Genomic DNA, 16,735 nt, shown 5'->3' on the forward strand with positions numbered 1-16,735 from the left:
GATCCTAGGGGCGAGCACCGACGGACCACCTCCCTCTCGAGGTGGAGAAGGACCCGCACCTGCTGGTCGTCCTGGTCGTCCTGGTCGATGGCCCGGCCCGTCGGCGGCCTGGCCCGTAGGCGGGTTGCTATGCGGGCGGTGCTGAGGCGGGCTGTCGCCTGCGCCTGACGTGCGCGCTGCGCCTGAGCGGGTCTGTCAGGGGTGCGTCCTAGGCTGACGCCGTGACCGCCCCTTCCCGCCTGCTCGCCCTGCTGGGCGGTATGACGGCCCTGTGCCTCCTGCTGCTCGGCGTGGTCACCGGGGCCGGGGTCGCCGCGGGCGCTCCTCGCGCTGCCGCCTCCGTCCGGCCGGCCACCGAACGGCCGGCCACCGAGCGGCCGGGCCCCGGCCCGGTCGTCGTGGTGGGTCTGCCCGGGCTGGACGCCCACGACCTCGACCCCGCCCGCACGCCCTCCCTGTGGTCGATGCTGGAGGGTGGCGCATCGTCCTCGCTGATCGTGCGGTCCGTGCACCTCACGACCTGCCCGGTCGACGGGTGGCTGACTCTCGGCGCGGGCGGGCGCGCGGCGCAGCCCGACCAGGGCGACGACCCGCGTCCGCCCTGCTCAGCCCTCCCCTCGGTCGGGTCGGACGGCGTGATGACGGGGTGGCAACGCTATGTCGAGGCGGCGTCCCGCACCCGCCAGGACAGTCGGCTCGGCAGCCTCGCGGCGACGCTGGGACAGCGGGGCGACTGCGTCGCGGCGATCGGGCCTGGTGCGGCGGTCGGCGCCGCCGACGGCGACGGCCGGGTGGGGAGCGCGACGGCATACGAGCCCTCGACGTTGCCGGCCGACCTGGCCCGGTGCCCGGTGACGCTCGTCGACCCGGGCGGGCTGACGACCCGCGACCGGGGTGCGCGGGCGACCCAGCTGGCGGGGCTCGACGCCCGGCTCGGCGAGGTGCTGGCCGCCACGCCCGAGAACGCCACCGTGATCGTCGCGGGGCTGGCCGACGACGGGCCCGCCGAGCGCGTGCGCGTCGTGCTCGAGAGGGGTCCGGGCATCGCGCCCGGCACGCTGCGGTCCTCGGCGACCCGGCAGGACGGCATGGTCCTGCTGACGGACCTGGCCCCCGAGGTCGTCGCGCTGCGCGGAGGCAGCGGGCCGGCGTCCTGGACCGGCGACGCGTGGACCGTCCTTCCCGACGACGGCACGGCGGCGGCGCGCCGGGAGACGATGGTCGACACGGCGCAGGCGGCGCACCAGGTGCAACCGCTCGCCGACCCCTTCTTCAAGACCTGGGCGATCGGGCAGCTGGTGCTCTACCTCGGGGCGCTTCTGCTCGCGCGACGCTCGTCTACCGGCGACGCGACGCGCAGGCGGCTGGCGCGTGGCGTGCGCGCGGTGGCCGTGGTCGCGGCATGCGTCCCCGCCGCCACCTATCTCGCGGCGCTCGTCCCCTGGTGGCGGGTGGGGCCGCCGCTCCTCACGCTCAGCGCCGTCGTGGCCGCCGTCGCCCTCGTGCTCGGATCCATGGCGCTGGCCGGCCCCTGGCGGCGCCACCCGCTCGGGTCGCCGGCCGCGGTGGCCGCCATCACCGCCCTCGTCATCGCCGGCGACGCCGTCACCGGCTCGCGCCTCACGCTCTCCACGCTCATGGGCGAGCAGCCGACGATCGGGGGCCGGTTCTACGGCCTCGGCAACGTGGCGTTCGCGCTCCTGGCCACGTCGGTCCTGCTGCTCTGCGTCGCGGTGGCCGACCTGGGCGCGCGTCGCGGCCGTCCGCGAGCCGGCGCCCTCGCCGCGCTGGCGATCGGTCTGGTCGCCGTCGTGGTCGACGGGTCTCCCACCTGGGGAGCCGACCTCGGCGGGCCCGCCGCACTCCTGCCCGCCGTCGCTGGTCTGGTCGTCGTGGCGCTCGGGCTGCGCCTCGGCTGGGGACGGGTCCTGATGGTCGGCCTCGTGACGGTCCTCGCCCTCGTCGGGCTGGCGGTCGTGGACTACCTGCGGCCCGCGTCGTCCCGCACGCACCTCGGACGGTTCGTCCAGACCGTGCTCGACGGCGGCGCGCTGGACGTGATCACCCGCAAGGCCCAGCAGAACCTCGACATGCTCACCGGCTCTCCCCTGGCGATGCTGATCCCCGTCGGCCTGGTCCTCGTGATCGTGGCCCTGCTGCGCCCGCACTCAGCGCTGGGTCGGCCCCTGCTGCCGGCCTACGACCGCGTCCCGCTGCTGCGCACCGGGCTGATCTGCATCGTCGTCATGTGGTTGATCGGCTTCGTCATGAACGACTCCGGCACCGCCATCCCCGCCGTCGGCGCTACGGTGCTCGTGCCACTGCTGATCGCTGCCGTGCTGGACGCACGAAGGACCGACCGCAGATTCAATCGAGGAGGCCGAGGAACTGGCGGCGCGCCCTCATGGCGTGGATGACGAGCTGGTTGCCGCTGTCGAAGGTCACGATCACGAGCTCGAGAAGGCGTCCATGGCGGTCGAACCCCAGCACGAATTGCTTGGCAGGGATGTCGTCGTCCGGCTCACTCTCGTACGCACGATGAGCGACGGCGTGCAGGATATCTTTCTCGCCGATGCCGTGCTTGAGGGCCGAATGGTTGACCCTCACGCGACGTAAGCGCGGATCGCCGCTCGGATGATGTCCGAGCGGCTCGTGTTCTCGTGCTCCGCACGCTCATCGAGGGCTCCGATGAGCGAGACGTCGAGCCGGACGGGGACGACGCGACCCGGACCATCGCCCTTCGACTTGCGGCCACGCTTGCGCAGCGCCTCGACGTCATAGCCGCGTTCCGCCTCATCAGCCCAGGCCTGGATCATCTCGTCGGTGACCGGCACCCCGTTGACTGTCTCCATCATCAAATCGTATTACGATATAGGCAACCCCGACAAGACCCTCTGAACGCCGATCTGCAGCATGCCTAGGCGCTCCCCGGGCTGAGAGGCGAAGTCAGTGACCTAGGGTGGGATGGTCTCGCGCATCGCGAGAGACACTCTCCTCACGATGATCTGGGGGCCTGTCGTGCAGACCATGGTGATGACGGGTGCGAGCCGGGGCATCGGGGAGAGGCCCTCGCGAGGATCGTCGATGCCGCCCCAGGCGCGCACGTGCTGGTCGTCGTCCGAGACGCGGCGCGACAGGCCTGGGCGTCAGCGTTCGACGAGGTTCGGCTCGTCGAGGCAGATCTGGCCAGGCTGCCCGACGTCGCTTCTGCCGCTCAGCACATCGCTCGCCTCGTCGACAGCGGCGAGGTGCCCCCGATCTCGACGATGGTGCTCAACGCCGGCATCCAGCGCGTGGATGCGAACGGCCGCACCGAGGATGGCTTCGAGCCGACGTTCGCGGTCAACGTCCTGGCCAACCACGTCCTCGTGAGGAGCTTGGCCGATCGGCTCCAGCCAAGGGGGCGGGTGGTGATCACCGTCAGCGACACCCACTTCGGCGACCTGAGGCACAACCTGGGCATGGTCCCAGGCCCGCAGTGGCGAGATCCTCACGTCCTGGCCAGGCCCGGCGCTTTCGACCGGCCGGGCACCCTGCGGGCCGGCCGCACCGCGTACTCGACCAGCAAGCTGGCAGCGATCCACCTGATGCACGAGTACGCCCGCCGCTACCCCGAGCGGGTCGTCCTCGGCTACAACCCGGGCTTCGTGCCCGCCACCGGACTTGCTCGCGATGCGGGCCCGCTCACCCGCTACGCGATGCAGCACGTGCTCCCCCTGCTGGCCAGGACTCCGGTCGTCGGCACGGTTCAGGGCGCCGGACGTCAGCTGGCCGACCTCGCCCTGGGGCGACTCGACGCCCCGGCCGGCGCCTACGTCGACCGCGACCGGGTCGCCCGCTCCTCGCCTCAGTCCTACGACCCGGCCCGTGAACGGCAGCTCTGGGAGGCCGCCGAGAGGCTGACCGGCCGCGCGTGACCGAGCTCGTCTCGTCGAGCCACGAGGGCGGCACGACGCGGTTGCCAGCACCCGAGGGCCGGCTCCTGCTCGACGGCACCATGATCAGGTGGAGCGGGACCGCCTCTGCGCGTCACAGCTGCAGGTGCAGGCGCAGGGCCTCGTCGACGGCGGCCATGAGGTGCGCGGGGACCCGGCCCACCGCCGACCCCACACGCTCGACGGCGATCGAGCACACCTGCTCGGCCTGAGCCTTGGAGTCCACCCGGAGGCCGGTCTCGCTCGCCGCGAGCAGCACCTGGAACGGAAAGACCCGCTCGACGTTGCTGGTGACCGGCACGACGGTCACCGCTCCGCGACCGAGCCGTCGTGCCGTCGTGTTGGCCCGGTCGTTGCTGACGAGGACAGCAGGGCGACGCTTGTCGGCCTCGCTGCCGCGCACCGGTTCGAGGTCGACCAGGACGATCTCACCCCGCAACATCGGTGAGCCCGTCCGACGAGGCCGGAGCCCACGCATCCTCGTCACCCAGGACGGCCCATTCTTCCCAGGCGGCGGCATAGGCGGCCTCCAGCTGCGGGTCCTGGAGACGGCGAATGGCCTGCTGGACGCCGGCCGACCTCGACTCGAGCCCGGACTGCTCGACATACCGGTCGAGGGCCGCGAGATCCTGGGCGCTGAGACTCACACTCACCTTCATGCCACGACACTACCCGGATAGCATCGCGATTACTACCCAGGTAGCACCCTCATTCGACCTCCGAGGACCTGGGGCCGCGACCCGGCGCCTTCTCCGGATCGTCCTGCGCAGGCATGAGGAACACGTACGCCTCCCACGGGGCCACCCCCTCAGGGTGACTCCACCGGGACCTACCCGAGCGCGACCCGTACTCGCGGACCACCGCCTGCAGCCGCTCCTGGAGCTCCGCGCCCTCCTCGGGCGTGAGCCACAGGCGCTCCCGCGACACCATGCCGACCTCGTCGGACCCCTGATCGGCGCGCGCCAGCATGCGATGAACCCCGGCCTGGAGGTCCTCGAACCAGGAGGACAGCGATCGTCGGCTGGTGGTGGATCCGGCCAGCCGGTGCGCCTCCGGCGTGATGGCGATCGAGGTGGCGGCGCTGCGCCACGGCCGCTCACGACGGTCGCCGGTGGTCTCGTCGCGGGTCGCGATCCCCCACCGCTCCAGGGCGCGCAGGTGATAGCTGGTGGCCGACGGGGTCAGGCCCACGAGACGCGATGCCTCCGTGGCGGTCAGCACCTCCCCGGCATACAGCTCGGCGATCAGCCGCTGGCGTGCGGGGTGCGCGATGGCTCGCAGAGCCTGCGGATCGGTGATCGTGAGCGCGTCGGGTCGGCCGGCCATGAGGCCAGGCTAGTTGCCGGGCTCATCATGAAGCAGTACCTTCACATATGTGAAACAAATCCTTCACACCTATGGCGCTGCCTTCTCGCACCGGGACGCGGTCATCCTGCTCGCCGCCGGAGCCCTGTCGACGGTCGGTGACGCCATGGCGCTGGTCGCCCTCACGCTGCGGACGCACGACACCCAGGCCGGGCCGTATGCCGTGGCCGGCCTCCTCGTGTGCTTCGCCCTGCCCCTGGTGCTGACCATGGGGATCGCTGGATCCGTCGCGGACCGCGCGGACTCGCGCACCGTCCTCGTCACCGGCAGCCTGGTCCAGGCAGCGGCCGCCGGGGGGCTGGCGCTCACCACCGACTACGCCGCGACGCTCGTCCTCGTCGCCCTCCTGCAGACGGCGTTCGCCTTCACCAGCCCCCTGTGGACGAGCCTGCTGCCGCTGGTCGCCGGGGACGAGCTGGCCGGTGTCCTCGTCTCGCTGCGCCAGGGCCTGCGCACGGCCTCCACCCCCGTCGGCGCGGCCGCTGGCGGGCTGCTCGTCCAGCACCAGGGCGCGTCGGCAGCCCTGGCCATCGACGCCGCGAGCTTCCTCGCCCTGACCGTCGCGGCGCTCCTGCTGCGCACCCGCCGCCGGCGGGCCGCACAGCCGGATCGCCTCTCGGCCTCCCCGGGGCCGGCGCTCCGGATCCTGCGCGGCCACCCGACGACCGGCATCCTCGTGGCGGCCGTGCTGCCGTTCATCCTGACCCTGGAGTCCGTCAACGCCGTCGAGGTCTACCTGCTGCGGGACGTGCTGCACGCGAACGCGGCCGACTACGGATGGGCCGAGGCTGCCGCCGGGGTCAGCGCCACCGTCGGAGCCCTGCTGGCCGGAACCGTCACCACCTCCTCACGGCGGGCCCGGCTGCTCCTGGGGACGCTGGTGCTCGTCGCGGCCACCCAGGCCGGGCAGGGACTGGCGATCTCGGTGGGAGTCTTCGTCGTCCTGGGATGCGTGGTCGGCGGCCTCCTCGGCGCCACCAACACGTGGCTCATCGCCGTCCTCCTCGCCGAGATCCCGGACCGCGAGCGCGGCCGGGTCCTGGCGGCGGTCGAAGGGGCGGCACGCGCCTGCACGGTGGCGGCGCTCGCGCTCGGCGGGACGCTCAACCTGCTGGTGGGGCCGCGGACGGCATACCTGGTCGTCGGCGCAGCCGGACTGGCGATCAGCACGACGGGCGCCATCGCCCACCACCGAGCAACGCGGGCGACCCCAGCAACCCCAGCAGCCGGGCCGACCCCGGTGAGCCCGGGCACCAACGACGAGGTCGCTCAGCCCGAGTGAGGCCCGACCTGCTGCGCCCAGCGGCTCCAGCGCACGCGCTCGTGCGACCGGACCAGCTCGACGATCGCCCAGATGCCGGTGACCAGCGCCAGGGCGAGGCCACCCCAGGTCATCACCATCGTCCAGGCCGGTGGCCCGCTGGACCCGGCGTCGGCGAGGTCCATCCCGATGGAGCAGCCGACGGCCCACAGCGCCGCCCCTAGCAGGGCCAGCCCCGCCAGGATGGCGGCCTTGGCGTAGCTGCGGATCCAGCCGCGATCGCTCTGCATGACGTGGTTCCCTCCCCTTGTCAGCGTGCAGCCCCACCGTCGCACCGCGACCTGAGAGATGACCGGACGCCGTTCGGCGACGGGCACCCGTCAGGGGTCGACGGCGCGACGTGCACGGCGTACGCTCGATGTATTGATCCGAATGCACTTCGGATCAAAGTGCACCGCCCCCGGGCCAACCATCGGCGGGCACAAGAGCCGAGGAGTCCTCATGGGCACCAGCGCATCTCCCGCCAGCATCGTCATGTCCCGCATCTTCGACGGAGGCTTCGCCACCGGCGACGGGGCCATCGTCGACGAGCTCTGCTCCCCCGACCTGGTCAAGCACCAGTTCGGCCTCGCCGGCACCGGCCAGCAGGCCATCGAGCACGTCAAGGCCGCGATGCGGGACGTCCACACGGCCGTGCCCGACATCGCCTTCACCATCGATGACGAGGTCGAGGACGGCGACACCATCTGGGTCCGCGTGCGGGCGCAGGGCACGGCGACCGGACCCTTCTTCGACCCGCCGAGCAGACGGCCGCTGGACTTCACCGTGGTGGACGTCGCCCGGGTCGTCGACGGCCGCATCGTCGAGCACTGGGGCGTCCCGGACCGGTTCGCCATGCTGGCCCAGTCGGGGGTGCTCGAGCGCCTAGGCTGACCGCGCAGCACGACCCCCACTCTCAGGAGCCGCATGAGCGCGTCGGCCGACGCCACCTCGCCCCGGCGCTACCGCTCGTCGAGGCGCACCGAGCAGGCGGCCGCCACCCGCGACCGGATCGTCGACGCGGCACGTCACCTCGTCGTCGAGCAGGGGTATGCCGCCACCACCGTCTCGCAGGTGGCCGCGCGCGCCGGGGTGGCGGTCGACACGGTCTACGCGGCGGTGGGCCGCAAGCCGGAGCTGCTGCGGCAGGTGCTGGAGACGGCCATCTCGGGCACGGACACCGCCGTGGCCCCCGAGGACCGCGACTACGTCAGGGCCGTGCGGGCGGCCCCGACCGCGCGGGCCAAGCTGGCGGCCTACGTCGACGGGCTCCTGCTCCTGCAGCCGCGCCTGGCGCCGGTCGTGCTCGCGCTGCGCGACGCCGCCGCCACAGACCCCGAGTCGGCGGATCTGTGGGGCGAGATCACGCAGCGTCGGGCGGGCAACATGCGTGACTTCGCACGAGACCTCAGGGCGACGGGCGAGCTGCGGGCGGACCTGGACGACGGCGAGGTCGCCGACATCATCTGGAGCATGAACGCCCCGGAGTACTGGACCCTGCTCGTCGACGAACGCGGCTGGAGCAAACAGAGATTCGGGGCGCATCTCGTGGACTGCTGGTCACGGACGCTGCTCGCCCACCCGTGAGGGCCGGGCAGCTCAGGCGCTCGGTCGGGCAACAGCTCAGGCGCTCGGTCGGGCAGCGCGGCGGGCCCGCAGGCGCCGCACGGCGAGCGCCCGCCACACGTCGCGGTACTGCGCGGCCCGGTGCAGCTGGCCACGCCAGTCCGAGCCGGTGACGCGGTGGTGCACCGCGCACGGCACCTCGACCACCCGCAGTCCGGCGGCGAGCACGTCGATCGTCATCGCCGTCTCGACGCCCCACCCGGCCGCCAGGGGTTGCGCCGCGTCGTAGGCCTCGCGGGTCAGGCAGCGCATCCCCGACAGGGGCTGCGTGGGCGTCCAGCCCGTCAGCGACCGGATGCCCTCACGAGCCAGCCGCACCACGAACCCGTGACCCCCACCGGCGGAGCGCTGCGGGGGCAGGATCGCGATGGCGAGGTCGGCCTCGCCGCCGGCCACGGGCGGCACGAGCACCCCCACCTCGGCGGCGGAGTCCTCGAGGTCCGCGTCGACGAGCAGCAGCAGCCGCCGGGCCGTCCCGGTCCGGCCCTCGTGCTCGTCGCGGCGCTCGACCACGGCCGCCCCGGTCTGCAGGGCGGCGGCCTTGCCGCGGTTGCGGGTGTGCCGGGCGACCACGGCGCCTGCGCCATGGGCGATGGACTGCGTGCCGTCGCGCGACCCGTCGTCGACGACGACGACCAGGTCGACGCCGGGGATGGCGGACGCGGCCCGGATCGTCGAGGCGATCCGCGCGGACTCGTCCTTGGCCGGGATGACGACCGCCACCGGCCGTGCGTGGTCACCGCTCACGGCGGACCCTCCGTCAGCGCAGGGTGATCTGGCGGCTGAGCAGACCCGAGCGAGCCCGTCGCTCGTCCGCCGACAGCGGCGTGCTGCCGGCCAGGGCCTCGGCATACCGCTGCTGCATCTGCTGGGCGGGGTCGGAGAAGGAGGCGGGGTCCGCCTCGGGGTCGACCTCCCAGACGGGGATGAGCAGCCCGCAGGCGCGGAAGGCGCCGAGCAGGCGGTGGGTGTCGGTCAGGGCGCTCTCGCCGCGCGCGTGCAGGCGGGCGAGTGCGTCGGTGGCGGCATCCTCGTCGTCGGGGAGCACCTGGCGGACATAGGCACGGTCGCCGATGAGGCACCAGTAGGCGGACCGCACGCCGTCCAGCTTGACGGTGGGGATGGCGCTGTCGTTGGCGCGCTGCAGCGACTCGCGCCCCTCTTCGTCGAGGTCGCCGTCACCGACCCAGAAGTCGAAGCCCTCGTGCACCGTGATGTCGAGGGGGGCGGACGGGTCGAGGAGGTCCTGCAGGCGGGGGGTGTCCTCGGTGGCGAGGGGCAGCGTCGCGACCGGGCTGCCGGGCTCGGTCTCGGCGGCGGCCAGGAGCACCTGGGCGAGGTCGCGGCTGGCGTCGCCGCTGCTCGTCCCGGACTGCAGGCCCGCCAGGACCTCACCGTCCGCGCGGCGCAGGCCGGGCCAGGCGAGGGGCAGCACCGTCACGAGCGTCGCGCTCGACACGTCGGCCACCGGCTCGCTCAGCGTCACCGTGGCCGTCGCCGCGGGCACGATCTCGCGCATCGCCACGAGGTCGGTCTCGCTCTCCATCCCCTCGAAGGGACGGCGCGCGAACGGCGCGGGACGGATCTTCTTGGTGTCGCCCTTGCGGCGGGATGCCTTACCCATGTCCGCCACCCTATCGGGGCGCGCTGGTCACCAGCCCTACGGTCACAGGCGCCACACCCCGGCGTCATTGGTCACCAATGACGTCCCGGCACGTCATGTGAACGATCCAAAGCGTGACTGGTGACCAATGGCGGCATTGGCGGGGGTCAGCGGGTGCGGCGGCGGGACGGGCCGCCGAGAGCCGCCCAGACCGTGCGGGCGCCGTTCGGCTGGTCGAGGTAGCCCCACTCGTGGGCATAGGCGCGCACGATGCGCAGCCCGCGGCCGCGCGTCTGCCACGGGGTGATGCGCACGGGCTGCGGCGTGGAGTCCGAGCCTCCGTCCGTGACGTCGACCTCGACGACCCCCTTGCGCAGGGTCCAGTGCACGCGCAGGACGTCACCAGGCATCGGTCCGGCGTGCTGCACGGCGTTGGCGACGAGCTCCGAGATGGCCTGGACGGCCTCGTCCAGCGTCGCGTCGGCGACGCGCTCGTCCGCCAGGCTGGCGCGCAGCTCGGCCCGAGCCTGCTCGGCGGACGTCGCGTCCCACGGCACCATCACGGTCTTGTCGACCTCGTCCAGGTTGCGCACCCGCGGTGGCATGGGCTCGTCCTCTCGTGCAGCGGCGCGGCCGGTCCGACGGCATACGTGCCTCGGCCGACCGCCAGTGAGCAGGGGTCCAGATGACGCGTCCCCCTGCGTGGGTTCGTCCTCGCCCGGATACCCCATAGGGCTCGCGCGGAACCCCTGCACGCGGTCGGTCTCACGGGTCGGGGGCGACCTCCCGCGCGCATAGGTCGAGGGGGCGAGGGGTAGGTGAGCGGAGATATCCGTCGCCGCGAGCAAGGGAGCCACCATGAGCGACCAGCACGATCTGCGCACCGAACGATCCCACGAGGGCCTCGGCCGCCAGGAGAGCGATCGCCACGACGCCCCGGCAACGGTCACCCGCAGCGAGGAGGAGCTCTTCGTCACCACCCGCCCGGTCGAGAGCGGCCGGGTGCGGGTGTCCAAGCGCGTCGTCACCGAGGAGCGGACCATCACCGTCCGCCGCGAGGAGCTCGTGGTCGAGGAGCTGCCGGCTCGGGCGCCCCTGCCGCCGGACCACGACGGCGTGACCGGCGCCGGTGACCGCGACGCACAGGGGCGGGGCAACCCCGCGAAGGAGGCAGCCCTGGCCGCGGGCGAGCCGCACCGTCCTCAGGGCCACCGCGACGACGACGAGCTGCACCAGGACGCCGCGATCGAGATCGTCCTCCACGAGGAGCAGGTCGTCACGCGGGTCGTGCCGATCGAGCGCGTCCGGGTCTTCGTGGACCGGGTGACGCGCGAGCAGGTCGTCGAGGCGGAGCTCGCCAAGGAGGTCGTCAGCCTCGAGCGCGAGGACACCCCGCGCGCCGACCGCTGATCACCGACGGCTGATCACCGGCCGCTGCGGGCCAACCGCTGACGGCCGGACCGCTCTGCGACCCGCGCGCCCTAGGGCGTCGTGGGGCGGGCGGTTGGTCGGTCGAGCCACGCCTCCGCCACGGTCGCGAACGGCTCGGCCTGGGTCTCGACGAGCACGAGCATCCGCCGCGCCTCCGCCTCGGCCGACGTGACGAGCTCCGGCGGATAGGCGAACTCGACCTGGTGGTCGGCGAACTCATCCTCGTCGTCGACGTAGATGCGCCCGTTGCGGCGCTCCACGACGTCCAGGTCGAGGTCCACCATCGAGACGGTCGCCACCCCGTCCACGCGTGACCACAGGGGCACCGTCGTGATGTCCACGTAGTGCCGCACCTTGTGCGGATCCGCGTTGGTGGTGAGGACGTGCCCAGACTGGCGCGGGACGCACACCACGCTGTGGTGCTCGTTGTCGAAGGATCGCCCGGGGCGGGTGATCGGGGCGCCCACCGGCACCGCGACCCAGTGGCCGTGCTCGTCGCGGCCGAGGTAGGACCCGTCATACCTCCAGTGCGGGCCCCCGTCCCACTTGCTGAAGCGGATGGCGACGGGCTCCCCCTCGACGAGGATGAGGGGCTCTCGGGGCTGCTGCTCGTTCACCTGCCAGAGACTAGCCCCCGCCCTTTGCGACAATGGGCGCGTGCCCCTCCTCTCCCGCCTGTATGACGATCTCCTGCGCCCCGCCCTCTACTCCGTCTCGGGCGGCGACGCCGAGCAGGTCCACGCGCGCACGCTGCGCCTGATGGCCCTCGCCGAGCGCCGGCCCGAGCTGCTCGCGCCGCTGCGGTCGAGGTGGGCGACCGACGCCCCGGTCGAGGTGGGCGGGGTGCGCTTCGGCAACCGCGTGGGTCTGGCCGCCGGCATGGACAAGGACGGGCGCGCGCTGTCGGTGTGGCCAGCCCTCGGGTTCGGCTTCGTCGAGGTGGGGACCGTCACGCGGCACCCGCAGCCCGGCAACGACCGGCCCCGGCTGTTCACCCTGCCGAAGTCGGACGCCGTGATCAACCGGATGGGCTTCAACAACGCCGGGGCCGACGCCCTGGCCGACCGCCTCGACGCCCACCGCCCCGCGGGCACGCTCGGCATCAGCATCGGCAAGTCCAAGGTCACGCCGCTCGGGGAGGCGGTGGAGGACTACCGCTACTCCTTCGGCCGGCTGGCGCGGCACGCGGACTACGTCGCCATCAACGTGTCCTCGCCCAACACCCCGGGCCTGCGCGAGCTGCAGGACAAGGGCGCGCTGCGCGAGATCCTGTCCGCGCTGCGCAGCGACAGCGCCGCGGTCGGGCGGGAGGCGGGGCGCGATCTGGGGCACGAGGCACACGACGCAGCGCACGCGGTGCCGATCTGGGTCAAGGTCGCGCCCGACCTCACCGAGCCCGCACTGGCCGAGCTGCTCGCGGTCTGCCTGGACGTGGGGGTGGCCGGGATCATCGCGACCAACACCACCCTGTCCCGCTCCGGCCTGGACCAGACCGAGCTGTCGTATGCCGCGCAGCCGGGCGGCCTCTCGGGTGCTCCGCTCCGCGCTCGTGCGGTCGAGGTGGTGAGGTTCGTGCACGACGAGACGGCCGGCGCGCTGCCGATCATCGGGGTGGGCGGGCTCCGCTCGGCGGACGACGCCCTGGCCATGCGTGACGCCGGGGCCTCGCTGGTGCAGGTCTACACGGCGTTCGCGCTGCACGGGCCGATGGTGGTGCGAGAGCTGGCGCGAGCGCTGGCCTGAGTCGGCCGGCGGTGGCTTGACCGGACCCGGACAGGCCACCGCCGCCGCACCCGCGTGGCCGACGAACGGCAGGCGGAGGTGCGGCGGCGGTGCGAGAGCTGCTCGGCGGCTCAGTTCTTGAAGGCGTCCTTGACCTTCTCGCCGGCCTGCTTGAGGTTGGCGCCCATCTGGTCGCCCTTGCCCTCGGCCTGCAGCTCCTCGTCGCCGGTGACCTTGCCCGTGGCCTCCTTGGCCTTGCCGGACACGTCCTGACCCTTGTTGTCCATCTTGTCGTCGAGACCCATGAGGTTTCCCTTTCGTTCGACTGGCCCGGTCCGTGACGACCGGTTCCCCCGAACCTACCCCGCGTGAGTCCCGCTCACACCTGGCGGGCGAGTGGTGCTTTCGTCGGTCCTGGCCGCGGCCAGCTGCGGCGGGGTCACGAACAGAGCCTCCGCCACCCTGGCCCCGCGCAGGTCGGCGTCCCGCAGGTCGGCACCCAGCAGGTCCGCGCGCGCCAGGTCGGCGTCGCGCAGGTCGGCCGCGATCAGCAGCACTCCCCTCAGGTCCGCGCCGCGCAGGTCCGACCCGGCCAGTGCCGCCCGGACCAGGTCGGCCCCCGGCCTGATCCGGCGGTCGGCGCCGGTCCCGCTCCGGCCGTCGGCGCCGGGTCTGAGCCGGCGGTCGGCTCGGGCACTCCCCCGGCTGTTCGTATGCCGAGGGCTTCGCCCCGCCCGGCGCACGGCGACGCTGACGTCACGCAGGGCCGGGCCCACGCGCGCGCGCACCGCGGTCACGTCGAGCGCGAGGAGGTCCTGCGCCGTGCCGCCGGCGAGGGCGTCCACCTCCGCCGCGAGCTGCCTGCACCGGCGCGTGAGGTCGGGCGCGACGGCATACGAGATCGCCTGCGCGAGGAGATAGCTCATCTCGTGGAGCTGGTGCACGACCGGGAGGACCGAGAACATCCGCGCCGGCAGACCCGGGTCGGGGTCGTCCCGCCACGTGCGTCCGCGAAAGGTCTCCTGCATGACGCGCTGACCCGCGCCGAAGCAGTCGAAGGTCACGCAGCCGCGCCAGCCCGTCTCGGCCAGCCGGTCGTGGATGCCGCAGCGGTCGTCGATGAGCAGGTTGCCGCACGGCACGCCGCCGGGCTTGTCGACGGGGAAGTCCGCACCGCGCGAGAAGGGCAGCGCGACGCAGCACAGGCCGGCGCAGCGCGAGCAGTCCGGGCGAAGCTCAGTCACGAGGAGGGGTGATCAGCGTGAAGATCTCGCCGTCGGGGCCGGCCGCGGCGACCAGCCGCCCGTGCTCGAAGTCCCAGGGCTCCTGCAGCACGGAGCCACCGATCTCGGGCAGCAGTGCCGCGGCGCCGTCGACGTCGTCGTGCTGGAAGCAAACGGTCCAGGCCGAGGGCACACCCTCGCCGCCGCCGGTCTGGTCCGCACCCGTCTGGCCGATGCCACCGGCGGGACGCTCGCCGCCGGGGACGCTGAACATGGAGTACGCGCCGTCGCCCATCCCGATCTCCTCGTAGGTGAACCCGAAGGTCCGCGAGTAGAAGTCCTGGGCCGCCACGTAGTCGGGGGTCATGAGGTCGAGCCAGGTCGGGGCTCCGTGCACGTCAAGGATCCGGAAACCCGTGTGCTCCAACGACTCCCACGCCCCGAAGGCGGCGCCCGTGGGATCGCTCCACAGGCCCATCCGGCCGAACGGGCCCACCTGCATGGGCTCGAAGATCGTCGTGGCGCCGGCCTCCTGGACGCGACCGCCGGTGGCCTCGACGTCGTCGGTGGCCAGGTAGACGGTCCACACGTGCGGGGAGGCCTCGAGGCCCGGCATGGTCGGCGACAGCCCGGCCACGGGCTGCCCCTGCACGGTCGCGTTGCCGTAGCCGCCGTACTGCTCGTCGGAGTCCGTGAACTCCCAGCCCAGCAGCTGGCCGTAGAAGCGCTGGGTCCGGTGCAGGTCGATCGCCATCAGGTCGACCCAGCAGGGGGTGCCCGCCGGCCAGGGTGTCGTGTGCTCGGTCATGCGGATCTCCTCCGGCGAAGGCACGAACCACGGTGGCCGTGCCGTCGGTCCCAGCCTAGCCAGCGGCACCGACAGGGTGTTCGCGTCAGCTCCCAGCACCAGGTGCGGACATCACCGGGACGTCGATGAAGGCTCAACCTATTCTGTCCGCATGTCAGCGAGCCCCGACGACGTCCGACGTCTCGAGCGCGTCTGGTCCTGGAGGTACGTCGATCCTGCGGCGTTCGCCGACGGCCTCGCGATCGTCCCCCACTCGCCGGAGAGGCTCGTCCTCGAGGCCTTCCTCGCCTGGCGGGAGCAGCGGCTCGACGAGGCGCTGACGATGGTGTCGCAGATCCTGGAGACCCCGCACCTCGCCTGGGGCTGGCGCTCCCGTGCCAGGGGCGTCCAGGGCGTCGTGCTGGTCGAGCTGGGCCTCGTCGAGGAGGGCGTGGCCGCCCACCGGGAGCAGTGCCGCCTCGCGGAGGAGGAGGACGACACCGTGGGCCTGGCCCGCGGGCTGACCAACCTGGGCAACGCGTTCGAGTTCGCGAGCCCCGACCAGTCCCGCCACTTCTACCTCGAGGCGATCGAGCTGGCGCGGACCTTCCGCGAGGAGCACACGCCGTCGGCGAGCACCGAGTCCATGGCCATGGAGGCGCTGGCCATCAGCAACCTGCACGACGTGCAGCTGCGCCACGGCATCCGCCTCGCGCCCGAGATCCCCGGCCTAGCGACGGCCGAGGAGCTCGCGCGCAAGGGCTGGCCCGAGCTGGGGCACCACATCCGCGCGGTGCGCGTGCGCACGCGGCTGGAGCTCGGCGAGACGGAGGGCGCCCTCGAGCTGGCCCGGGACCTGCCGGACCCCGCCTCCATGCGCGATGTCACCAACGCCATCAGCGTGGTCCGCACCCGAGCCGTGATCAGCGGCGTGCAGGGTCACCCCGAAGGGGGGTGCGCCCTGATCGACGCCGTCCTCCCCCGGGTGTCCCTCCCCTTCCAGATCGAGCTGCTGGATGACCTCGTGGGGCTGCGGGAGAGCGCTGGCGACCTGCGGGGGGCCCTGGAGGCATCGCGGCGGCTTTCCGAGGCGATCCTCACCTGTCACGCCTCGCAGGCCCGCACCGCTGTGCTCGCCCTCGAGGTGTGGCACCGGACCCGCGACGCGGAGGAGCTCGCGCGGCAGGCCACCAAGCGGGCCGACGGCCTGCGCGCGGCCATGGCCGACCTGCGCCGCAACCACGAGCAGGTGCGGGAGATGACGACCCGGGACGTCCTCACCGGGCTGCACAACCGGCTGCACCTGTGGGACGTGGGCGAGCAGATGACGGCGACGCCGCCGGACCAGCCGGCCGCGCAGGTGGCGCTGGCGGACCTCGACGGGTTCAAGGCCGTCAACGACAGCCGGGGGCACGCGACCGGCGACGCCGTGCTGCGGCAGTTCGCGGCGGCCCTGCGCGCCGCGGCGAGGCCCGAGGACCTGTGTGCCCGCTACGGCGGCGACGAGTTCGTGGTCGTGCGTCCCGCCGGGGTCGGTGGATCGCTCGCGGACGACCTCGAGAGTCTCACCCGGCTCGGAGCCGTGCGGGACGGTGAGCCCGTGCGCGCCAGCATCGGCGTGACGACGGTGCGCGACGGCGACTTCCAGCACGGCCTCGACCGCGCCGACCAGCTGATGTACCTCGCCAAGCAGCGCGGTGGCGCGCAGGTGGCCCGCGAGCCCGGCACCTGACCGAAGCCCCC

General features: G+C 73.1%; 21 protein-coding genes. 8 read left to right on the plus strand and 13 right to left on the minus strand.

Annotated elements, in window-relative coordinates:
• Positions 1-221 precede the first annotated feature (221 nt).
• Positions 222-2,417 (plus strand): hypothetical protein, encoded by a 2,196-nt coding sequence (locus tag K313_RS19680; protein WP_029210197.1) that lies wholly within the window; start codon positions 222-224, stop codon positions 2,415-2,417.
• Here K313_RS19680 and K313_RS22795 read toward each other — a convergent pair.
• Complete coding sequence (locus K313_RS22795) at positions 2,368-2,607, minus strand: DUF4258 domain-containing protein (RefSeq protein ID WP_084412336.1); 240 nt, start codon at positions 2,605-2,607, stop codon at positions 2,368-2,370. The two genes, K313_RS19680 and K313_RS22795, sit on opposite strands and share 50 nt — an antisense overlap.
• Positions 2,604-2,834: a ribbon-helix-helix domain-containing protein gene (locus tag K313_RS0101930; protein ID WP_308191443.1), complete on the minus strand. Its 231-nt coding sequence runs from the start codon at positions 2,832-2,834 to the stop codon at positions 2,604-2,606. Before K313_RS0101930 ends, K313_RS22795 begins: the two co-directional genes overlap by 4 nt.
• A 270-nt stretch (positions 2,835-3,104) precedes the next feature.
• On the opposite strand from K313_RS0101930, the gene K313_RS19685 reads away from it, so the two are divergent.
• The gene (locus tag K313_RS19685) at positions 3,105-3,917 is read left to right on the plus strand and encodes a Rossmann-fold NAD(P)-binding domain-containing protein (protein ID WP_205621785.1); all 813 of its coding nucleotides are present in this window, start codon (positions 3,105-3,107) and stop codon (positions 3,915-3,917) included.
• Positions 3,918-4,029: 112 nt separating this feature from the next.
• Here the strand turns inward: K313_RS19685 and K313_RS0101940 are convergent, their stop codons facing one another.
• Genes K313_RS0101940 through K313_RS21930 form a run of 3 tightly spaced genes read right to left on the minus strand, consistent with a single transcriptional unit; the run spans position 4,030 to position 5,261 of the window.
• Positions 4,030-4,377 (minus strand): type II toxin-antitoxin system PemK/MazF family toxin, encoded by a 348-nt coding sequence (locus tag K313_RS0101940; protein ID WP_029210199.1) that lies wholly within the window; start codon positions 4,375-4,377, stop codon positions 4,030-4,032.
• The gene (locus K313_RS0101945; RefSeq protein ID WP_019285392.1) at positions 4,364-4,594 is read right to left on the minus strand and encodes a ribbon-helix-helix domain-containing protein; all 231 of its coding nucleotides are present in this window, start codon (positions 4,592-4,594) and stop codon (positions 4,364-4,366) included. Before K313_RS0101945 ends, K313_RS0101940 begins: the two co-directional genes overlap by 14 nt.
• A 49-nt stretch (positions 4,595-4,643) precedes the next feature.
• On the minus strand, positions 4,644-5,261 hold the full coding sequence (locus K313_RS21930) for a winged helix-turn-helix domain-containing protein (protein WP_029210200.1): 618 nt from the start codon (positions 5,259-5,261) through the stop codon (positions 4,644-4,646).
• Between the two features lie 49 nt (positions 5,262-5,310).
• On the opposite strand from K313_RS21930, the gene K313_RS21935 reads away from it, so the two are divergent.
• Complete coding sequence (locus K313_RS21935) at positions 5,311-6,582, plus strand: MFS transporter (RefSeq protein ID WP_029210201.1); 1,272 nt, start codon at positions 5,311-5,313, stop codon at positions 6,580-6,582.
• Here K313_RS21935 and K313_RS0101960 read toward each other — a convergent pair.
• Positions 6,570-6,851, minus strand: a complete 282-nt coding sequence (locus K313_RS0101960) for a hypothetical protein (protein ID WP_019285395.1) — start codon at positions 6,849-6,851, stop codon at positions 6,570-6,572. The genes K313_RS21935 and K313_RS0101960 overlap by 13 nt on opposite strands.
• A 211-nt stretch (positions 6,852-7,062) precedes the next feature.
• On the opposite strand from K313_RS0101960, the gene K313_RS0101965 reads away from it, so the two are divergent.
• Together K313_RS0101965 and K313_RS0101970 are read left to right on the plus strand one after the other, a co-directional pair.
• Positions 7,063-7,494 carry an ester cyclase gene (locus tag K313_RS0101965; RefSeq protein WP_029210202.1) on the plus strand — a complete coding sequence of 144 codons (432 nt, stop codon included), beginning with the start codon at positions 7,063-7,065 and terminating at the stop codon, positions 7,492-7,494.
• A 33-nt stretch (positions 7,495-7,527) separates the two neighbouring features.
• Positions 7,528-8,187: a TetR/AcrR family transcriptional regulator gene (locus K313_RS0101970; protein ID WP_029210203.1), complete on the plus strand. Its 660-nt coding sequence runs from the start codon at positions 7,528-7,530 to the stop codon at positions 8,185-8,187.
• A gap of 36 nt (positions 8,188-8,223) precedes the next feature.
• Here K313_RS0101970 and K313_RS0101975 read toward each other — a convergent pair whose 3' ends face one another.
• The 3 genes from K313_RS0101975 to K313_RS0101985 all read right to left on the minus strand — a co-directional run bounded on the left by K313_RS0101975 (position 8,224) and on the right by K313_RS0101985 (position 10,434).
• On the minus strand, positions 8,224-8,973 hold the full coding sequence (locus tag K313_RS0101975) for a glycosyltransferase (protein WP_029210204.1): 750 nt from the start codon (positions 8,971-8,973) through the stop codon (positions 8,224-8,226).
• A gap of 13 nt (positions 8,974-8,986) precedes the next feature.
• Positions 8,987-9,850 (minus strand): DUF5926 family protein, encoded by an 864-nt coding sequence (locus K313_RS0101980; protein WP_029210205.1) that lies wholly within the window; start codon positions 9,848-9,850, stop codon positions 8,987-8,989.
• Between the two features lie 146 nt (positions 9,851-9,996).
• Positions 9,997-10,434, minus strand: coding sequence for an ATP-binding protein (locus tag K313_RS0101985; protein WP_029210206.1), 438 nt, complete (start codon positions 10,432-10,434; stop codon positions 9,997-9,999).
• A gap of 253 nt (positions 10,435-10,687) precedes the next feature.
• Here K313_RS0101985 and K313_RS23810 point away from each other — a divergent pair, with 253 nt between their 5' ends.
• Positions 10,688-11,239 (plus strand): DUF2382 domain-containing protein, encoded by a 552-nt coding sequence (locus K313_RS23810; RefSeq protein ID WP_029210207.1) that lies wholly within the window; start codon positions 10,688-10,690, stop codon positions 11,237-11,239.
• A 71-nt stretch (positions 11,240-11,310) separates the two neighbouring features.
• Here the strand turns inward: K313_RS23810 and K313_RS0101995 are convergent, their stop codons facing one another.
• Positions 11,311-11,877 (minus strand): DUF402 domain-containing protein, encoded by a 567-nt coding sequence (locus K313_RS0101995; RefSeq protein WP_029210208.1) that lies wholly within the window; start codon positions 11,875-11,877, stop codon positions 11,311-11,313.
• 40 nt (positions 11,878-11,917) lie between these two features.
• Here K313_RS0101995 and K313_RS19710 point away from each other — a divergent pair, with 40 nt between their 5' ends.
• Positions 11,918-13,003: a quinone-dependent dihydroorotate dehydrogenase gene (locus tag K313_RS19710; RefSeq protein ID WP_034251132.1), complete on the plus strand. Its 1,086-nt coding sequence runs from the start codon at positions 11,918-11,920 to the stop codon at positions 13,001-13,003.
• 110 nt (positions 13,004-13,113) lie between these two features.
• Here the strand turns inward: K313_RS19710 and K313_RS19715 are convergent, their stop codons facing one another.
• Genes K313_RS19715 through K313_RS0102015 form a run of 3 tightly spaced genes read right to left on the minus strand, consistent with a single transcriptional unit; the run spans position 13,114 to position 15,013 of the window.
• Positions 13,114-13,287, minus strand: coding sequence for a CsbD family protein (locus K313_RS19715; protein WP_019285404.1), 174 nt, complete (start codon positions 13,285-13,287; stop codon positions 13,114-13,116).
• 54 nt (positions 13,288-13,341) lie between these two features.
• Positions 13,342-14,226 (minus strand): pentapeptide repeat-containing protein, encoded by an 885-nt coding sequence (locus K313_RS0102010; RefSeq protein WP_019285405.1) that lies wholly within the window; start codon positions 14,224-14,226, stop codon positions 13,342-13,344.
• Positions 14,219-15,013 carry a VOC family protein gene (locus K313_RS0102015; protein ID WP_029210209.1) on the minus strand — a complete coding sequence of 265 codons (795 nt, stop codon included), beginning with the start codon at positions 15,011-15,013 and terminating at the stop codon, positions 14,219-14,221. The genes K313_RS0102010 and K313_RS0102015 overlap by 8 nt, the downstream gene beginning before the upstream one ends.
• A gap of 151 nt (positions 15,014-15,164) precedes the next feature.
• Between K313_RS0102015 and K313_RS21945 the strand changes: the two genes are divergently transcribed.
• A complete protein-coding gene (locus K313_RS21945; RefSeq protein WP_029210210.1) occupies positions 15,165-16,724 on the plus strand; it encodes a GGDEF domain-containing protein in 1,560 nt (519 codons plus the stop codon).
• Positions 16,725-16,735 lie beyond the last annotated feature (11 nt).

The organism is Arsenicicoccus bolidensis DSM 15745, assembly GCF_000426385.1.
Classification (GTDB): Bacteria; Actinomycetota; Actinomycetes; order Actinomycetales; family Dermatophilaceae; genus Arsenicicoccus; species Arsenicicoccus bolidensis.

Coding starts and splice junctions, on each gene's coding strand:
- K313_RS21930 (WP_029210200.1), bottom strand. CDS start 5,261: ATGGCCGGCCGACCCGACGCGCTCACGATCACCGATCCGCAGGCTCTG.
- K313_RS0101970 (WP_029210203.1), top strand. CDS start 7,528: ATGAGCGCGTCGGCCGACGCCACCTCGCCCCGGCGCTACCGCTCGTCG.
- K313_RS21945 (WP_029210210.1), top strand. CDS start 15,165: ATGTCAGCGAGCCCCGACGACGTCCGACGTCTCGAGCGCGTCTGGTCC.
- K313_RS0101985 (WP_029210206.1), bottom strand. CDS start 10,434: ATGCCACCGCGGGTGCGCAACCTGGACGAGGTCGACAAGACCGTGATG.
- K313_RS23810 (WP_029210207.1), top strand. CDS start 10,688: ATGAGCGACCAGCACGATCTGCGCACCGAACGATCCCACGAGGGCCTC.
- K313_RS0101980 (WP_029210205.1), bottom strand. CDS start 9,850: ATGGGTAAGGCATCCCGCCGCAAGGGCGACACCAAGAAGATCCGTCCC.
- K313_RS0101965 (WP_029210202.1), top strand. CDS start 7,063: ATGGGCACCAGCGCATCTCCCGCCAGCATCGTCATGTCCCGCATCTTC.
- K313_RS19715 (WP_019285404.1), bottom strand. CDS start 13,287: ATGGGTCTCGACGACAAGATGGACAACAAGGGTCAGGACGTGTCCGGC.
- K313_RS0102015 (WP_029210209.1), bottom strand. CDS start 15,013: ATGACCGAGCACACGACACCCTGGCCGGCGGGCACCCCCTGCTGGGTC.
- K313_RS0101940 (WP_029210199.1), bottom strand. CDS start 4,377: ATGTTGCGGGGTGAGATCGTCCTGGTCGACCTCGAACCGGTGCGCGGC.
- K313_RS0101945 (WP_019285392.1), bottom strand. CDS start 4,594: ATGAAGGTGAGTGTGAGTCTCAGCGCCCAGGATCTCGCGGCCCTCGAC.
- K313_RS0101960 (WP_019285395.1), bottom strand. CDS start 6,851: ATGCAGAGCGATCGCGGCTGGATCCGCAGCTACGCCAAGGCCGCCATC.